This is a genomic window from Actinomycetospora rhizophila (genome assembly GCF_042657905.1).
Classification (GTDB): domain Bacteria; phylum Actinomycetota; class Actinomycetes; order Mycobacteriales; family Pseudonocardiaceae; genus Actinomycetospora; species Actinomycetospora rhizophila.
The window spans coordinates 131,177-147,668 of the sequence record NZ_JBHSKG010000003.1; the positions used below are offsets into that span (position 1 = coordinate 131,177).

General features: G+C 75.6%; 14 protein-coding genes. 8 read left to right on the plus strand and 6 right to left on the minus strand.

Going from position 1 to position 16,492, the window contains the following annotated elements; genetic code table 11:
- Nucleotide 1: 1 nt before the first annotated feature.
- The 3 genes from cbiE (at nt 2) to ACFPK1_RS08080 (ending at nt 2,744) form a co-directional block, all read left to right on the plus strand.
- The gene (gene cbiE, locus ACFPK1_RS08070; protein ID WP_378020408.1) at nt 2–1,201 is read left to right on the plus strand and encodes a precorrin-6y C5,15-methyltransferase (decarboxylating) subunit CbiE; all 1,200 of its coding nucleotides are present in this window, start codon (nt 2–4) and stop codon (nt 1,199–1,201) included.
- Entirely contained in the window at nt 1,202–1,945 is a 744-nt protein-coding gene (gene cobM, locus ACFPK1_RS08075; RefSeq protein WP_378020409.1) for a precorrin-4 C(11)-methyltransferase, read from the plus strand.
- A gap of 73 nt (nt 1,946–2,018) precedes the next feature.
- Nucleotides 2,019–2,744 (plus strand): cobalt-precorrin-6A reductase, encoded by a 726-nt coding sequence (locus tag ACFPK1_RS08080; RefSeq protein WP_378020410.1) that lies wholly within the window; start codon nt 2,019–2,021, stop codon nt 2,742–2,744.
- Between the two features lie 72 nt (nt 2,745–2,816).
- On the opposite strand, the gene ACFPK1_RS08085 is transcribed toward ACFPK1_RS08080, so the two are convergent.
- Nucleotides 2,817–5,594 (minus strand): DUF2232 domain-containing protein, encoded by a 2,778-nt coding sequence (locus ACFPK1_RS08085; RefSeq protein ID WP_378020411.1) that lies wholly within the window; start codon nt 5,592–5,594, stop codon nt 2,817–2,819.
- A 99-nt stretch (nt 5,595–5,693) separates the two neighbouring features.
- Here ACFPK1_RS08085 and ACFPK1_RS08090 point away from each other — a divergent pair, with 99 nt between their 5' ends.
- From ACFPK1_RS08090 to ACFPK1_RS08100, 3 genes are all read left to right on the plus strand, one after another.
- On the plus strand, nt 5,694–6,050 hold the full coding sequence (locus ACFPK1_RS08090) for a VOC family protein (RefSeq protein ID WP_378020412.1): 357 nt from the start codon (nt 5,694–5,696) through the stop codon (nt 6,048–6,050).
- Between the two features lie 101 nt (nt 6,051–6,151).
- A complete protein-coding gene (locus tag ACFPK1_RS08095; protein WP_378020413.1) occupies nt 6,152–6,442 on the plus strand; it encodes a hypothetical protein in 291 nt (96 codons plus the stop codon).
- Between the two features lie 12 nt (nt 6,443–6,454).
- Complete coding sequence (locus ACFPK1_RS08100; protein WP_378020414.1) at nt 6,455–6,634, plus strand: hypothetical protein; 180 nt, start codon at nt 6,455–6,457, stop codon at nt 6,632–6,634.
- A gap of 1 nt (nt 6,635) precedes the next feature.
- Here the strand turns inward: ACFPK1_RS08100 and ACFPK1_RS08105 are convergent, their stop codons facing one another.
- From ACFPK1_RS08105 to ACFPK1_RS08115, 3 genes are read right to left on the minus strand one after another with little or no spacing between them, the layout of a single operon-like run.
- On the minus strand, nt 6,636–8,126 hold the full coding sequence (locus ACFPK1_RS08105; RefSeq protein ID WP_378020415.1) for a precorrin-2 C(20)-methyltransferase: 1,491 nt from the start codon (nt 8,124–8,126) through the stop codon (nt 6,636–6,638).
- Entirely contained in the window at nt 8,123–8,830 is a 708-nt protein-coding gene (locus ACFPK1_RS08110) for a precorrin-8X methylmutase (protein WP_378020416.1), read from the minus strand. The genes ACFPK1_RS08105 and ACFPK1_RS08110 overlap by 4 nt, the downstream gene beginning before the upstream one ends.
- Nucleotides 8,827–9,927, minus strand: a complete 1,101-nt coding sequence (locus tag ACFPK1_RS08115) for a precorrin-3B synthase (protein WP_378020417.1) — start codon at nt 9,925–9,927, stop codon at nt 8,827–8,829. The genes ACFPK1_RS08110 and ACFPK1_RS08115 overlap by 4 nt, the downstream gene beginning before the upstream one ends.
- A gap of 71 nt (nt 9,928–9,998) precedes the next feature.
- On the opposite strand from ACFPK1_RS08115, the gene cobN reads away from it, so the two are divergent.
- Entirely contained in the window at nt 9,999–13,583 is a 3,585-nt protein-coding gene (gene cobN, locus ACFPK1_RS08120; protein ID WP_378020418.1) for a cobaltochelatase subunit CobN, read from the plus strand.
- A 551-nt stretch (nt 13,584–14,134) separates the two neighbouring features.
- A complete protein-coding gene (locus ACFPK1_RS08125) occupies nt 14,135–14,737 on the plus strand; it encodes a hypothetical protein (RefSeq protein ID WP_378020419.1) in 603 nt (200 codons plus the stop codon).
- A gap of 48 nt (nt 14,738–14,785) precedes the next feature.
- Here ACFPK1_RS08125 and ACFPK1_RS08130 read toward each other — a convergent pair whose 3' ends face one another.
- Both ACFPK1_RS08130 and ACFPK1_RS08135 read right to left on the minus strand, forming a co-directional pair.
- The gene (locus ACFPK1_RS08130; protein ID WP_378020420.1) at nt 14,786–15,328 is read right to left on the minus strand and encodes a C40 family peptidase; all 543 of its coding nucleotides are present in this window, start codon (nt 15,326–15,328) and stop codon (nt 14,786–14,788) included.
- Nucleotides 15,329–15,481: 153 nt separating this feature from the next.
- Nucleotides 15,482–16,465: an aldo/keto reductase gene (locus ACFPK1_RS08135; protein WP_378020642.1), complete on the minus strand. Its 984-nt coding sequence runs from the start codon at nt 16,463–16,465 to the stop codon at nt 15,482–15,484.
- Nucleotides 16,466–16,492 lie beyond the last annotated feature (27 nt).

Here is a 16,492-nt window from a genome sequence, read left to right on the forward strand (position 1 = left end):
GGTGAGCGTGACCGTGGTCGGCATCGGTGCCGAGGGATGGCCCGGGCTGGGTGAGCCCGCCCGCCGGGCGCTCGAGAAGGCCGACGTCGTGCTCGGCGCGCCCCGCCAGCTCGCCCTGCTGCCCGCGCTGTCCGCCGAGCAGGTCACCTGGCCCACGCCGCTGGTGCCCGCGCTGCCGGGCCTGCTCGCCGAGCACGCCGACCGCGAGCTCGCCGTCCTCGCCAGCGGCGACCCGACGTTCTACGGGATCGGGTCGGCGGTGCTGGGGCACGACCCGACCGCCGCCGTGCTGCCCGCGCCGTCGTCCGCGGCGCTCGCCTGCGCGCGGCTGGGCTGGGCCGCGCAGGACGTCGACGTGCTCTCGACGGTCGGGCGCCCGCTCGCCGCGGTGCGGGCGGCGCTGGCCCCCCGCCGGCGCCTGCTCGTGCTCGTCCCCGACGGATCGGCCCCGGCGTCGCTGGCGGAGTCCCTGACGGCCTGGGGCTACGGCGCGGCGACGCTGACCGTGCTCGGCTCGCTCGGCGCGCCGGGGGAGAGCCGGGTGGAGGGCCGCGCCGACGCCTGGGACCACCCGGCCGGCGACCCGCTCGCCGTCGTGGCCGTCGCGTGCCCCGACGCCCCCGACGACGTCCTGCTCGGGCGCGCGCCCGGGCTGCCCGACGACGCCTACGCCCACGACGGCCAGCTGACGAAGGCCGAGGTCCGCGCGCTGACGGTCGCGGCGCTGCGTCCCGTCCCCGGCGCGCTGCTCTGGGACGTCGGGGGCGGCGCGGGCAGCGTCGGCATCGAGTGGATGCGCCACCACCCGGCGTGCCGCGCGGTGAGCGTCGAGGTCCGCGAGGACCGCGCCGGGCGCATCACCGCGAACGCGGACGCGCTCGGCGTGCCGGGGCTGCGCGTGGTGGTCGGGCGGGCGCCGGAGGCCCTCGCGGGGCTGGACCCGCCCGACGCCGTGTTCGTGGGCGGCGGGGCGTCGGCGCCGGGCATGCTCGACGCCGTGTGGGCGGCGCTGCGGCCCGGCGGGCGCCTGGTCGTCAACACCGTCACCGTCGAGGGCGAGGCCGCGCTCGTCGCCTTCCGGACCGCGCACGGCGGGGCGCTGCGCCGGATCGGGATCGAGCGCGTCGCGCCGGTCGGGCGCTTCGGCGGCTGGCGGGCCCTGGCCGGCGTGACCCAGCTGATCCATCGGAAGGATCCCTGAGTGACCGTCCGCTTCGTCGGCGCCGGGCCGGGCGCCCCCGACCTCATCACGGTGCGCGGCCTGCGCGCGCTCGCGACCAGCCCGGTCTGCCTCTACGCCGGCTCGCTGGTGCCCGAGGAACTGCTGGGGCAGTGCCCGCCGGGGGCACGCCGCGTCGACACCGCGCGGATGACCCTCGACGAGATCACCGCCGAGCTCGTCGCCGCCCACGCCGCCGGGCAGGACGTCGCCCGCCTCTGCTCCGGGGACCCCGCCGTGTTCTCCGCGGTCGCCGAGCAGACCCGCCGCCTCGACGCCGCCGGCGTGCCGTGGGAGATCGTGCCCGGCGTGCCGGCCTTCGCGGCGGCCGCGGCGGCGCTGCGCACCGAGCTGACCGTGCCCGGGGTCGGGCAGTCCGTGGTGCTCACCCGCGACGCCGCGAACGCGACCCCGATGCCGCCGGGGGAGTCGCTCGACGTGTGGGCGGCGGCCGGCGGGACGCTCGTGCTGCACCTGGCCGTCCAGCGCTGCGCCGAGGTGGTGGCGGCGCTGCTGAGGCACCGGTCGGCCGCCGAGCCGGTCGCCGTGGTGGCGCGGGCGTCGCGCGACGACGAGGTGGTGCTGCGCGGGACCCTCGCCGACATCGCCGAGCGGGTCGAGGCCGCCGGGGTGCTGCGGACCGCGGTGATCGTCGTCGGCCCCGTGGTCGGGGTGGCCGAGGGCTGCGACTCGCACCTCTACTCCGCGGCGCGCGCTCGCCCGTGAGCCGCGTGGTTCCGAGCGAAGGGCACCTTCGCTCGGATAGGCGGGCGAGGGGCACCCCTCGCCGGAACGTGCCGTGACGCGCCGGGTGCTGGTGCTCGGCGGCACGGCGGAGGCGCGCGAGCTCGCCACGCGCCTCGCCGCGCGCGGCGACGACGTGACGACCTCGCTCGCCGGCCGCACCCGCCACCCGCGATTGCCGGCCGGCGAGGTGCGCACCGGCGGCTTCGGCGGCGTCGACGGGCTCGCGGCGGCGCTGGGCGACGTCGACGTGCTCGTCGACGCGACCCATCCCTTCGCGGCGACGATGACCGAGCACGCGGCGGCGGCCGCGGCGCGCACCGGCACCCCGCTGCTCGTGCTGCGCCGGCCGGGCTGGACCGCGGGGCCGGAGGACCGGTGGACGCGGGTGGGGTCGCTCGCCGAGGCCGCGTCCCGCATCTCCCCGGACGCGCGGGTCCTCCTCGCCACCGGCCGCCAGGGCGTCGAGGCGTTCGCCGACGTCGACGCCTGGTTCCTCGTGCGCGCGATCGAGGTGCCCGCCGTGCTGCCGGCGCGCGCCGAGCTCGTCCTCGCCCGCGGGCCGTTCGCCCTCGACGACGAGCGCGCCCTGCTCGACCGCCACCGCATCACGGTCGTCGTCGCCAAGGACTCCGGCGGCGCGACGGAGGCGAAGCTCGTCGCCGCGCGCGAACGCTCGCTGCCGGTCCTGCTCGTGGCTCGCCCGCCGCTCCCCGGCGGCGTCGAGACCGTGGCCGGCGTCGACGAGGCGCTCGTCCGCCTGGAGCAGCGCCAGGCCTGACCTCGCCGGCGACCGCGTGGCGCTACGGACACTCAACGTCAGCGGCGCGCCGCCGCTGACACGGGCGAGCCCCTAGAACGCCAGCCCGACCGCGAGGATCGCGGCGACGACGAGCAGGAGCACGACGTCCCGGCGCCCGGGGCGCTGGTCCGGGCCCGCGATGGCGCCCAGGCCGCCGCGTGCGGTGATCGCCTCGCCCGTCTCGGCGGCCCGGCGCGCGGCCATGGCACAGGCGAGCATGGCGATCCGCACGCCCTGGCGGACCTGCTCGCGGGCGGGGACGCTCGCGCGTCCCACGGGGCGGCGCTGGCCCAGCAGCAGCCAGGCGGTGCGCCCCTCGGCCAGGAGCAGCGGCACGAGGCGCAGGCCCAGCGCGATCCCCGTCGCCGGCGTACGCAGCGGGATGCGCAGGCGCCGCCCCACGCGGACCACGCGCTCGAGCAGCGGCGGGAACGCGCCCAGCGGCGTGGTGGCGACGAGCAGCGCCGCCCCGAGCAGCGAGACCAGCGTGGTCGCGAGGAACAGCACGACCCGCTCGAGCCCGCCGATGCTGAGCTCGGTGCCGAACACGTCGAGCAGCGGCGGGCGCGTGCTGATCGTCGACAGGACGATCGCGGGCAGCCAGAGCAGCAGCCAGCGCGGCGGGCGGGGCACGGCACCGCGGGGCAGGCGGGCCGCGACCGCGCCGACCAGCAGCACCGCGGCCGCGGCGCCCAGCGTCGGCCAGGTCGGGTCGAGGAACAGCGCGCCCGCCGTCGCCGCCAGCGCCGCGATCTTCGTGCCCGCCCAGGCCCGGTGCAGCGGCGACGACCCCGGCAGCGTGCGCACCGCCCCGAGCGCACCCCGCCCGCGGCGCTCGGGGCCGTCGGACGACGACGTCCCCACCAGCGACGGCGGCCCGTGCACCACGCCGTCCTCCACGTGCAGGACGGCGTCGGCGAGTCCGGCGACCGGCGCGGTGTCGTGGGTGACGACGACGATCGTGGTGCCGGCCGCCCGCGCGGCGCGCAGGGCCTCGCGCACCGCGGTCGCCGCCTCGGTGTCGAGGCCCGCCAGCGGCTCGTCGAGCACCAGCACGCGTGGGCCGGCCCCGAGCAGCCCCGCGAGCAGGACCCGGCGCTGCTCGCCGCCGGACAGCTCGTCGACGGGCCGGTCGCGGTAGACGGCCGGGTCGAGCCCGAGCGCGGCGAGCGTGGTGTCGGCGGTGCGGGGGCCGACGCCGGCGGCGTCCTCCACCTCCTCGCCGACGGTCGGGCGCAGGAGGGCCGGGCGGGCGTGCTGGACCGCGAGCAGCGCCCCGTCCCGCCCGTTGCGCAGCGGTGCGCCGTCGAGGGTCGCGGTGCCGCGCGCCGGCGTGGTGAGCCCGGCGAGCAGCCACGCGAGGCTCGTCTTGCCCGCGCCGTTGGGCCCGGTGACGAGCACGGTCGAGCCGGCCGGGATGTGCAGGTCCACGTCGTGCAGCACGGGGCGGCGCCAGGGGGTGCCGGCGTCGTGGACGACGTCGACGCCGCGCAGGCGCAGCGCCCCGCCCGCCGGCGGCCGGGGCGGGCCCCACGAGCCCGCCGCCGAGGCGGGCGGCAGGTCGGGGCCGGGCAGCGCGACGGTGACGTCCGCCGACCCGGGGTCGTGGTGGGTGATGTGCAGGACCGCGACACGCTCGGTGCGGGTGAGGCTGCGCAGCAGGTCGGTGACCTCGCCGCGGCCCTCCGGGTCGAGCATCGCGGTGCTCTCGTCGCTGACGACGACCGCCGGGTCCCGGGCGAGCAGCGCGGCGACCGCGAGGCGCTGGAGCTCGCCGCCGGAGAGCGTCGCGGTCTCCCGGTCGCCGGCGCCCTCGAGCCCGACGCGGGCGAGCAGCTCGTCGACCGGCACCGGGTGGCCGGGCGGCAGGCCCCAGCGCAGGTCGTCCGCGGCGCGCACCCCGAGCACCTGGCTGTCGGGGCGCTGGAACACCATCCCCGTCCCGCCGACCACCCCGAGCCCGGCGTCCCCGGGCCGCTCGGCGGTGCCGCCGCCCGGCGGGCGCCCGGCGACCACGCGCCCGAGCGTCGACTTGCCCGCCCCGTTCGGCCCGGTGACGACGGCGAACGTGCCGGCCTCGAGATCGAGGTCGACGGGCGGGCCCGACGGCAGCACCACGCCGCGCAGGTGCAGCGGCAGCGGGGCGACCGGGTCGGCGCCACGGCGGGTCGGGAGCCGCCCCGCGAGGTCGGTGGGCAGCAGCCGCTGCACCGCACGCAGCGGGCGCGCGAGGACCAGGGCCGCGACGGCCACCCCGAGCAGGGTGCTGACCACCGCGAGCGCGGGCAGGGTCACCCACCAGTAGTCGGTGATCGCCTGCACGGCGCGGTCGCCGGCGGCCACGAACTCCGGGAGGCCGCCGCGCAGCAGGCGGGCGAGCCCGCCCCACGAGGTGCGCAACTGGTCGAGGACGAGCTCGCGGTAGGCCGCGAGCAGGGCGAGCAGCAGCGTCCCGACCGCGGCGGTGGGCAGGGCGAGGACGAGCACGCCCGTCAGCGCGGTCCGCACCGTCGACCAGCCCCGCCGGACCCCGACCCCCAGCAACCAGCCCAGCGACGCCGCCGTCGCCGCGGCCCCGGCGGGCCCCACGCCCCCGACCAGGAACGCGACCACGACCGCGACCAGCACCCCGATCGGTCCGGCCCGCCCGGCGCGGCGCGCGGAGAGCACCGCCGCGGGGAACGCGGCGATCACCGTCCCGAGCGGGCCGATCGGGAAGAGGCGGGTCAGGACGCAGACGACCGCGACGAGATCCCCGAGGGCCGCTGCCTCGGCGAGCTCGACCGCGTCGAGGGGCCGGCGCGGGAGCGACCGGCGGAAGCGCCGCACGCGTCGAGTATGCCCGGTGCCGAAACCTCTCCGTCCGTTGACACTTACGAAAGCTATGACTAACGTTAGCCGTACACCAACCCGACCGAGGAGGTCACCATGGGCCAGCCCGTCGCCTACTTCGAGATCACCAGCACGGCCCCCGAGAAGATCCGCGACTTCTACAGCGAGCTCTTCGGCTGGACCACCGAGGCGGACCCGTCGATGGAGGGCTACGCGATGGTCGACACCGGCGCCGGGCCGGACGCCATCAGCGGCGGGATCTCGCCGTCGCAGGGCCCCGGCGACACCGGCGTCAAGATCTACGTGCGTGTCGAGGACCTCGAGGGCGGTGTGGCGAAGGCCGCCGAGCTCGGTGCCGACACCCTCCTGCCCCCGATGGAGCTGCCGGGCGGCTACGGGCGGATCGCGGTGGTCTCCGACCCCGACGGCAACCCCGTCGGTCTCTGGGCATGACCCCCGAGCGCCGCGTCCTCGCCGCCCGGTGGGTCGCTCGGTGGGGCGCGGCGCTCGAGTCCGCCCGACAGCTCGTCCACAGCTCGCCCCGAGGAGGAACCGTGTCCCGCGTCCTGTTCCAGGTCGTCCACTACCCCAAGCCCGAGTACCGCGACGACATGCTCGCGGCGATGGCCGTCATCCGTGAGACGTCCGCGCACATCGCGGGGCTCGACGAGATCGGCGCGTTCGAGGAGCCCGACCGCTCGCGCATCGTCGCGATCTCGGTCTGGGCGTCGCCCGAGGCGCTGCAGGCCGGCGCCGCCGAGCTGTTCGCCTCGATCGCCGACCTCCCGTTCGACGTCTGGGAGACGCGCCCGGCCGAATCCGCGACGCTCACCCAGGTCGCCTGACACGATCCGTCCGTGGCGGACGAGCAGTTCCTGTGCCTGGGCGGGCTCCAGCACGCCTGGGTCGTGACCAACTACGACAGCGGCAACGAGTACCTCGCGGCCTACGAGATCTTCTGCCCGACGTGCGGGCGCCTCGTCGGCCGCGACCGCCAGGACGGCGACTGGACCTGGGAGCCGCTCCCGGGCGAGTGACTCAGCCGTAGCGGCGCGGGGTGTAGACCGTGCCGGGCGCGGGCCACCGCGACGTCGACGCCCCGACGATCAGCAGCGTGCGCATGTCGACCTCGGCGGGCACCAGGTCGGCGAGGCGCACCACGCGCACCGTCTCCTCGGGCCCGTCGACGTCCCGGCCGACCACCACGGGCGTCGCGGGGTCGCGGTACTTGAGCAGCAGGTCGCGGGCCGCCTCGACCTGCCAGGTCCGCGACCGCGACGCCGGGTTGTACAGCGCGATCGCCATGTCCGCGTCGGCCACCGCGGCGAGCCGGCGCTCGACGACGTCCCACGGCTTGAGCCGGTCGGACAGCGAGATCATCGCGTAGTCGTGGCCCAGCGGGGCGCCGACGCGGGCGGCGACGGCCTGGGCCGCGGACACGCCGGGCACCACGCGCACGGGCACGTCGGGGTAGTCGGCGGCGGCGACCTCGACCACCGCGGACGCCATCGCGAACACCCCGGGGTCGCCGGACGACACGACGGCCACGCGCCGCCCGCCGCGGGCGAGGTCGAGGGCGAAGGCGGCGCGCTCGGACTCGACCTTGTTGTCCGAGCCGTGCACCCGCTGGCGCGGGTTCGGGGGGACCCGCGCGGTGTAGGTCGTGTAGCCGACGACGTCCTCGGCGGCCGCGAGGGCGGCGGCGGCCTCGGGGGTCAGCCGGTCGCGGGCGCCGGGCCCGAGGCCGACGACGACGACCTCGCCGACGGCGCGGCCGGCGATCACGGCCGCGGTCTCCTCGCGGGCGGTGGGCGTCGTGTCGGCGTGCACGCGCGAGGGGACCACCGCCACGCTGAAGTACGGCACCGAGGCCGGGTCGACGTCGGCGAGCGGCGCCGTGCGCTGGGCCTCGGTGGAGGCGCGCTCGACGTAGTGCGCCTCGTCGAGGCGGCCGGAGGTGGCGAGCGCCGCGCGGACCCCGGTGAACGTGCGGCCGAGCTTCATCACCGCGGCGGCGTCGGTGGCGGCGAGGCGGGCGGCGAGCTCGTCGGGCGGCAGCGTGCCGGGCAGCACGGTGAGCACCTCGTCGCGCTCCACCAGCGGGCGCCCGAGCGCGGCGGCCGCGGCGGCCACCGAGGTCACGCCGGGCACGACCTCGGTGGGGTAGCGGTCGGCGAGGCGCTTGTGGAGGTGCATGTACGAGCCGTAGAAGAACGGGTCGCCCTCGGCGATCACCACGACGTCGCGGCCGGCGTCGAGGTGCGCGGCGAGGCGCGCGGCGGCCTCGGCGTAGAACGCGTCGAGGGCGCCCTGGTAGTCGTCGGTGGACTCGGTGGTCACCGGGTAGGTGAGCTGCTCCTCGACCTGCGTGCCGAGGTGCTGCGCGACGATCGCGCGCGCGTTCGACCGGCCGTGGCGCGCGCAGTGGTAGGCGACGACGTCGGCGGCGCGGACGAGGTCGACCGCGCGCACGGTCATGAGCGACGGGTCGCCGGGACCGACGCCGACGCCATAGAGGGTGCCGGTCACGCCCTGTGTCCCTGGGTCGAGCTCCGCTCCGCTGCGTCTCCCGCCCCGAGGGCCAGCGCGTTCACGGCGCCGACCGTCATCGCCGACCCGCCGCGGCGGCCGTGCACGACGACGTGCTCGAGTCCGCACGGGTGGCCGGCCAGCGCCGCCTTCGACTCCATCGCCCCGACGAACCCGACGGGCAGCCCGAGCACGACCGCGGGCCGCGGTGCGCCCTGCTCGATCATCTCCAGCAGCCGGAACAGCGCGGTCGGCGCGTTGCCGATGGCCACGACGGCGCCGTCGAGGTGCTCGCGCCACAGGTCGAGCGCGGCGGCGCTGCGCGTGGTGCCCTGGGCGGCGGCGAGGCCGGGCACGCGCGGGTCGTTCAGCGTGCAGAGCACCTCGTTGCCCGCGGGCAGGAAGCGCCGGGTGATGCCGCTGGCCACCATCTCCGCGTCGCAGAGCACCGGGGCGCCCGCGCGCAGGGCGTGCTGCGCGGCGGCGATCGCGCCGGGGGAGACCTCGGTGTCGGCGGCGAGGTCGACCATCCCGCACGAGTGGATCATGCGGATGACGACGTCGTGGGCGTCCTCGGGCAGGTGCGCGAGGTCCGCCTCGGCGCGGATGATCGCGAACGACCGCCGGTAGATCTCCGGTCCGTCGGCGATGTAGGAGGGGACGGCGGACGATCTCGTCCCCGTCTCCGTCGGACCGGCGCTCACGGGCACACCTTCCCTGCTCGGGCGATCGTGCGATAGGTCCCGTCGGACGTGCCCTCCACCACGGCCACCGGCCCGGCCGGCGTCCCGCAGGCCCGCGCGCAGCCGACCCAGTGGGCGTGCAGCGCGCCCCCGGCGCGGCCCTCCGCGACGGCGCGGGCGAGGTCGCCGCGGACGTCGGTGTGCGACTTCGCGCAGCGCGGCGCGCCGACGCACGCCGACAGCGTCGACCACGGCGACGGCCCGGTCTCGACGAGGCCGTCGAGCCGCGCGCGGGCGTCGTCGGGGTCGGTGACGTCCCGCAGCACCACGGTGCGCCAGGGCGTGACCCGGAGCGTGGCGCCCTCGTCGCCGAGGTCGGCGAGCACCGCCGCGGCCTCGGTGTGGACCTCGCCGAGCCGGGGGAGGACCTCGATGGCCTCCGGCCACGTGAGTGAAGTGGGGTGCTCTGGCGACCCATATCCCTCACGTGGCCGCAGGCCATCGACGACCCGCTCGGTGCCGACCTCGGCCACGCGCCAGGCCTCGCCGCGCACGGTGAGGAACGCCTCGACCGCGGCGAGGGCCAGGGCGGCGAGGTCCCCGGTCAGCCCGGTGGGGGTGCCGGCGAGGTGGAGGGTGCCGCCGAGCACGACGGTCACGTCGGCGTCGAGGCCGAGCACGTCGCCGGAACCGTCGTCGAGGGCCACGAGCAGGCGTCCGGGCACGTCGGTGCGACCGCGCAGGGCGTCGGCGACCGCCCGCGCCGGTGCGTCGAGGGCCGGCGAGCGCGGGGAGGCGACGACGCTGCAGGGAACGTCGCGGCCCTGCTCGTCCAGCAGCGGTGCGGGCCCACCGACCCGGGAGAGCGCCGCGGCGAGATCGTCGGCACCCTGGTCGGACAGACCCCGGACCTGCCACGATCCACGTGACGTCACCTCGAGGGGCGCGCTGCCGGCGGCCGCCGCCAGCAGGCGCAGCTCCGCCGGGCTGATCGCTCCACCCACGGGGCGGAAGCGCGCGAGTGCGCCGTCGGCGGCCTCGTGGCGTCGCCAGGCACCGGGGCACGCGTCCGGGCGGTCGCGTACCGGGGCGGCGTCACGTCGTCGGGCGGCGGCCATCCGTGACAGAGTAAGGGTGTTACGCCCTCAACATCTATCTAGGTGTTCAGACATTCACGCCTGGAGGCGCGGTGCTCCTGCTGCTCTCGACCTCGGACACCGACCTGCGCTCGGCGCGGGCCGGCGCACCCGGTGAGGAGGGGGGCTGGCGCTGGGCGAACCCGGCGCGGGTCGCGGTCGGGGAGGAGCTGGACGCGCTGCTCGACGGCGTCGACCTCGTCGTCGTGCGCCTGCTCGGGGGCCGCCAGGCGTGGGAGGAGGGCCTCGACGCGCTGCTCGCGCCGTCGCAGCCGCGCCCGGTCGTCGTCCTCGGCGGCGAGCAGAGCCCCGACGCGCAGCTGATGGAGTCGTCGACGGTGCCGGTCGGCGTCGCCACCCAGGCCCACCTCTACCTCGCGCAGGGCGGGCCGGAGAACCTCGCCCAGCTCCACCACTTCCTCTCCGACACCGTCCTGCTCACCGGCCACGGCTTCGAGCCGCCGGCCGAGATGCCGAGCTGGGGGCGCCTGGAGGGCTGGGACGCCACCGGCGACGGTCCCCGCATCGCGATCGTCTACTACCGCGCCCACCACATGGCCGGGAACACCGCGTTCGTCGACGGGCTCTGCCGCGCCGTCGTCGACGCCGGCGGGGTGCCCGAGCCCGTCTTCTGCTCGTCGCTGCGCAGCCCCGACGACGAGCTGGTCGCGGTGCTGCAGGAAGCCGACGTGCTCGTCACCACCGTGCTGGCCGCCGGCGGGTCCAAGCCCGCCACCGCCAGCGCCGGCGGCGACGACGAGAGCTGGGACACCGGCGCGCTCGCGGCGCTCGACGTGCCGATCCTGCAGGCGCTGTGCCTTACGCGCAGCCGCGCGGACTGGCTCGCCGACGACGACGGCGTGAGCCCGCTGGACGCCGCGAACCAGGTCGCGGTCCCCGAGTTCGACGGCCGGATCATCACCGTCCCGTTCAGCTTCAAGGAGACCGACGCCGACGGCCTGCCGGTGTACGTCGCCGACCCCGAGCGCGCGGCCCGCGTCGCCGGGCTCGCGGTGTCGCACGCCCGCCTGCGCCACGTGCCGAACGCCGAGAAGCGGGTCGCGCTGGTCCTGTCCGCCTACCCGACCAAGCACGCCCGCATCGGCAACGCGGTCGGCCTGGACACCCCGGCGTCGGTGGTCCGGCTGCTGGCCGCGATGCGCGAGGCCGGGTACGCGATCGGCGACGTGCCGGGCCTGTCCGAGCAGGACGGCGACCTGCTGATCCGCGCGCTGATCGACGCCGGCGGCTACGACCAGGACTGGCTCACCGAGGAGCAGCTCGCCGCGAACCCCGCCCGCGTGCCCGTCGAGGAGTACACGCGCTGGTTCGCGAGCCTGCCCGAGGACTTCCGCGCGGGCGTCGAGGAGCACTGGGGCGCCGCCCCGGGGTCGATGTTCGTCCACGACGGCGCGATCACCGTGGCGGCTCTGCAGCGCGACAACGTCGTGGTGATGATGCAGCCGCCGCGCGGGTTCGGCGAGAACCCGATCGCCATCTACCACGACCCGGACCTGCCGCCCAGCCATCACTACCTGGCGGCCTACCGCTGGCTGCAGACGACGTTCGGCGCGCACGCGCTGGTGCACGTCGGCAAGCACGGCAACCTCGAGTGGCTGCCGGGCAAGACCGTCGCGTCGAGCGCGTCCTGTGCGCCCGACCCGATCCTCGGCGACCTGCCGCTGGTCTACCCGTTCCTCGTCAACGACCCGGGCGAGGGCACACAGGCCAAGCGCCGCGCGCACGCCACGCTCGTCGACCACCTGGTCCCGCCGATGGCGCGCGCGGAGTCGTACGGCGACCTGGCGCGGCTCGAGCAGCTGCTCGACGAGTACGCGTCGATCCAGGCCATGGACCCGGGCAAGATCACCGCGATCCGCGGGCAGATCTGGCAGCTGATCCAGGCCGCGAAGCTCGACAGCGACCTCGGTGTCTCCGACCAGCCCGACGACGAGCGCTTCGACGACTTCGTCATGCACCTCGACGGGTGGCTCTGCGAGATCAAGGACGCGCAGATCCGCGACGGCCTGCACATCCTGGGCCGGGCGCCGTCGGGGCAGGAGCGCGTCGACATGGTGCTCGCGGTGCTGCGCGCGCGGCAGCTGTGGTCGGGCACCCAGTCGCTGCCGGGGCTGCGCGAGGCGCTGGGCATGGTCGAGGACGGGTCGACGTCGCGCGGCGAGACCGACCGGTTCGAGGAGACCGCGCACTCGCTGGTGCTCGGGATGGAGAAGCGGGGGTGGACCGATCCGGCCGAGGTGACCCTCGAGGTCCTCGGCCGCGCGGACACGACCGTCACCGACATCCTGACCTTCGCCGCGACCGAGGTCGTCCCGCGCCTCGACCGCACCACCGAGGAGATCAGCGGCGTCCTGCACGCCCTCGACGGCGGGCACGTGAAGGCGGGGCCGAGCGGGTCGCCGCTGCGCGGGCTGGTCAACGTCCTGCCGACCGGGCGGAACTTCTACTCGATCGACCCGCGCGCCGTGCCGTCGCGGCTGGCCTGGGAGACCGGGCAGATGCTCGCCGACTCGCTGCTCGAGCGGTACCGCGCCGACCACGACGGGGAGTGGCCGACCAGCGTGGGCCTGTCGCTGTGGGGCACCGCGGCGATGCGCACGTCCGGCGACGACGTCGCCGAGGCGCTCGCGCTCATGGGCGTGCGGCCGGTGTGGGACGAGGCGTCGCGGCGGGTGACGGGGCTGGAGGTCACCCCGACCTCCGAGCTCGGGCGCCCGCGCGTCGACGTCGTCCTGCGCATCTCCGGGTTCTTCCGCGACGCGTTCCCGCACGTCGTGGCGACGATGGACGACGCGGTGCAGCTGGTGGCGGGGCTGTCGGACGAGGCGGACGAGGACAACTTCGTCGCCGCGCACGCCCGGGCGGACGCGGCGTCGGGATCGTCGTGGGAGGCCGCGACGACGCGGATCTTCGGCTCGCCGCCCGGCGCGTACGGGGCGGGGCTGCTGCAGGCGATGGACTCGCGCGAGTGGCGCGGCGACGCCGACCTCGCCGAGATCTACACGACGTGGGGCGGGCACGCGTACGGGCGCGGGCGCCAGGGCGAGTCGGCGGTCGACGAGATGCGGGCGGCGTACCGGCGGATCGCGGTGGCGGCGAAGAACATCGACACCCGCGAGCACGACATCGCCGACTCCGACGACTACTACCAGTACCACGGCGGCATGATCGCCACGGTCCGCGCGCTGACCGGGGCGGCTCCGGCGGCCTACGTCGGCGACTCGACGCGCCCCGAGAACGTGAAGACGCGCTCTCTGATCGAGGAGACGGCGCGGGTCTTCCGCTCGCGCGTGGTCAACCCGCGGTGGATGGCCGCGATGCGCCGGCACGGCTACAAGGGCGCGTTCGAGATGGCGGCGACCGTGGACTACCTGTTCGGCTGGGACGCCACCGCGGGCACGGTCAGCGACTGGATGTACGGCTCGCTGACCGAGAACTACGTCCTGGACCCCGAGAACCGCGCGTTCCTGCGCGAGGCGAACCCGTGGGCCCTGCACGGCATGGCCGAGCGCCTGCTCGAGGCCGTCGATCGCGGGCTGTGGGAGTCGCCGGACCCGGCGATGGTCGAGCAGCTCCGCGAGGCGTTCCTCGAGGCCGAGGGCGACGCGGAGGGCTGACGCCTCGTGAGTGATCTGGGTTGCCCTGGCAACCCAGATCACTCACGTGGCCGGAGGTCGGGCGTCGCATCGATCCGTCCGCGGACCGGCAGCGGAGGTCCGTCGGCGGGGCTGACCAAGGTCGACATCCGGCACGGCGGATCGAATCATCAGTTGCCTTCCCGGGCGATGGGACGAGGCGTCATCTCCCAGGCATCTGACTTGGAGCCAGTAGCTACTAGTAGCACTAGCGTGAACGAACTACGCCGAGAGAGCTACTTGTCGACCCAGTGATCGACGCCGGGGTTACATTCTGCATCCACCTGGCGGGTGCACTCGGCCGAGGAGGTCGGTTCCCGAACTGACCTGCGTTGCCTACGCCGTGCCGGCGTTGACGTCATGCACGCACCCCGTGGGACCGCGCACACATCGTCGTGGACTGATGGACACTGGGGGAGATAGATGAGTATTCGAGCCATCACGGACCTCGCCGTCGCCAGGACAAGACACCACCAGGCGAGTCGGTCGCGAACTACACCGACGTCCTGACGAAGGCGATCCCGACCGAGTCCTTGGCGGCCTACACGGCGTATATCGCGGTCGTCGAGACCGTGACGAGCGAGCAGGCCCGATTCTTGTCGACGCGGTGGTGGGCCTTCGGCGGATTTATGGCGCTCACTCTGCTCGCGGTGTTGGTGGCGTACTACCGAAAGCTCAAGCAGGCTCGGGGACCGCGGCAGACGGAGCATCCCATCGGCCGCTGGGTGCCGATCACCGAGTTGGCGCCGGCGATCCTTGCGGCCGGGGCCTGGGGGTTGGCCCTCCCCGGGGGACCACTGAGTGCATCGCTGACCGGCGACCAGTCGACCTTGACGGTTTCCGCGATCATCATCGGAGGTGGAGCGCTGGTGGCGCTCACCGCAGCACCCGCACGCCAGGCGACGAACGAGGCACCTCCGGACGGCAATGACTCCGCAGAAGCGAGCGGGGGAACGGCGGAGTCCTCAGGACAGATCCCTCCCTCGCCGTCCGACCCGAGTGGCCCATCCACGATCACGCCGGAACCAGGCAACGGCACCGCCGGCCGCGGGGGAAGGCGCCGGACTGCTGTCCGGACGGTCGAACCGGTCTTCGTTCTCGGGCAGTACCTGCTGGTTCGTCGAATGCTGGACTGAGTTCGCCACTCTGTTGGCTCCAGAGCCGGCACCGGCTCGTCCGCAGGATCAGTACGGCGCGTAGGCCCAGCCCAGGGGGCGGCGGAAGTGGTCGATCGGCACGACGCCGACGCGGCCGTGGGCGCTCGACGACACCACGCGCCCGTCGCCGAGGCTCAGGGCGACGTGGGCGTTCGCTGACGTGTCGTAGAAGACCATCGCGCCGCGCGGGGCGTGCCGCCAGTCCGCGTGCTGGTCCTGCGAGCGCCAGTCCTGGCGCGCGCTGCCGTAGTGGCCCTGGGTGCCGAACGCGTTCTCGACCGCGCGCTCGCAGTAGCCCTCGTAGCGCGTGGTGCCGATCCGGGACTCGAACCGGTCGATCGCGTCCTCGATCTTCCGGGTGTGCTGCGCGGACTTCCTCAGTTCCGGCACGGTCGCCGACGCCGTCGTGGCGTCGGCGACCACCGGTGCGACGGTCGCCCGCGACGCGTGCGCCGCCAGGTGCAGCTCGGCCGTCGCCGCTCCGGCGGGCAGCGGCACGTGCGACCCGAGCAGGGCCGCCCCGACGGCGCCCGCGGCGACGCCGAGGACGGTGAACTGCTGTGCGCTCATGGGTGCGGTCACCTCCGTCGACGGCCCGGTCGGGGAGCGGGGGAGCGTGACCGGGCCGTGATGCGACGGAGATTAGCCCACAATTCTGCACGCGCCACCGCGACCGTCCATTCTTTTCGACATCGACGGCAGCGCTTGAACAATTCTTGGGAATCAGCTCCGTGACGCCGTGTCCCGGTTGACCCACGTCATGTCGCCGGTGCGGTTCCCGGTCGCCACCAGCGACGACAGCGCCGCCACGTCGTCGGCGTCGAGCGCGACGTCGCGGGCGCCGAGGTTCTCCTCGAGGTAGGTCCGCCGCTTGGTGCCGGGGATCGGGACGACGTCGTCCCCCTGCGCCAACAGCCACGCCAGCGCCACCTGCGCAGGCGTCGCGCCCCGGCGCTTCGCGACCTCGCGCACCTGCTCGACCAGCGCCAGGTTCTCCTCGAGGGCGCCCTCGGCGAAGCGCGGCAGGTTGCGGCGGAAGTCGTTGCTCGCGAGGTCGCGCACCGAGGAGTCGGTGAGCATGCCGCGCCCCAGCGGGCTGTAGGGCACGAGCCCGACGCCGTGCTCGCGCGCCGCGGGCACGACGGACTCCTCGATGTCGCGGCTGAACAGCGACCACTCCGACTGCAACGCCGCGATCGGCGCCACCGCCACGGCCCGGCGCAGGGTCCCGGCCGACGCCTCGGACAGGCCGAGGTGGCGCACCTTGCCCGCGGCCACGAGCTCGGCCATCGCGCCGACGGTCTCCTCGATCGGCGTCGCCGGGTCGGGCCGGTGCAGGTAGTAGAGGTCGACGTGGTCGACGCCGAGCCGCCCCAGCGACGCGTCGATCGAGCGCCGGGCGTACTCCGGCGACCCGTCGACCTTCCCGGTGGGGTAGCCGGTGGCGGGGTCGGCCAGGATGCCGAACTTCGTCGCGAGCGTGACCTCGTCGCGGCGCCCGGCGATCGCCTCGCCCACGAGGCGCTCGTTCTCGCCGACCGCGTACACGTCGGCGGTGTCGAGGAAGGTGACGCCGAGGTCGAGGGCGCGCCGGACGGTGGCGATCGACTCGTCGCGGTCGGCGGGCCCGTAGGCCCAGTTCAGGCCCATGCAGCCCAGACCCAGCGAGGGGACGGGCAGCGGGCCGAGACGGCGGTCGGACACGATGGTGCTCCTGTTCGACAGGGCCTGCGA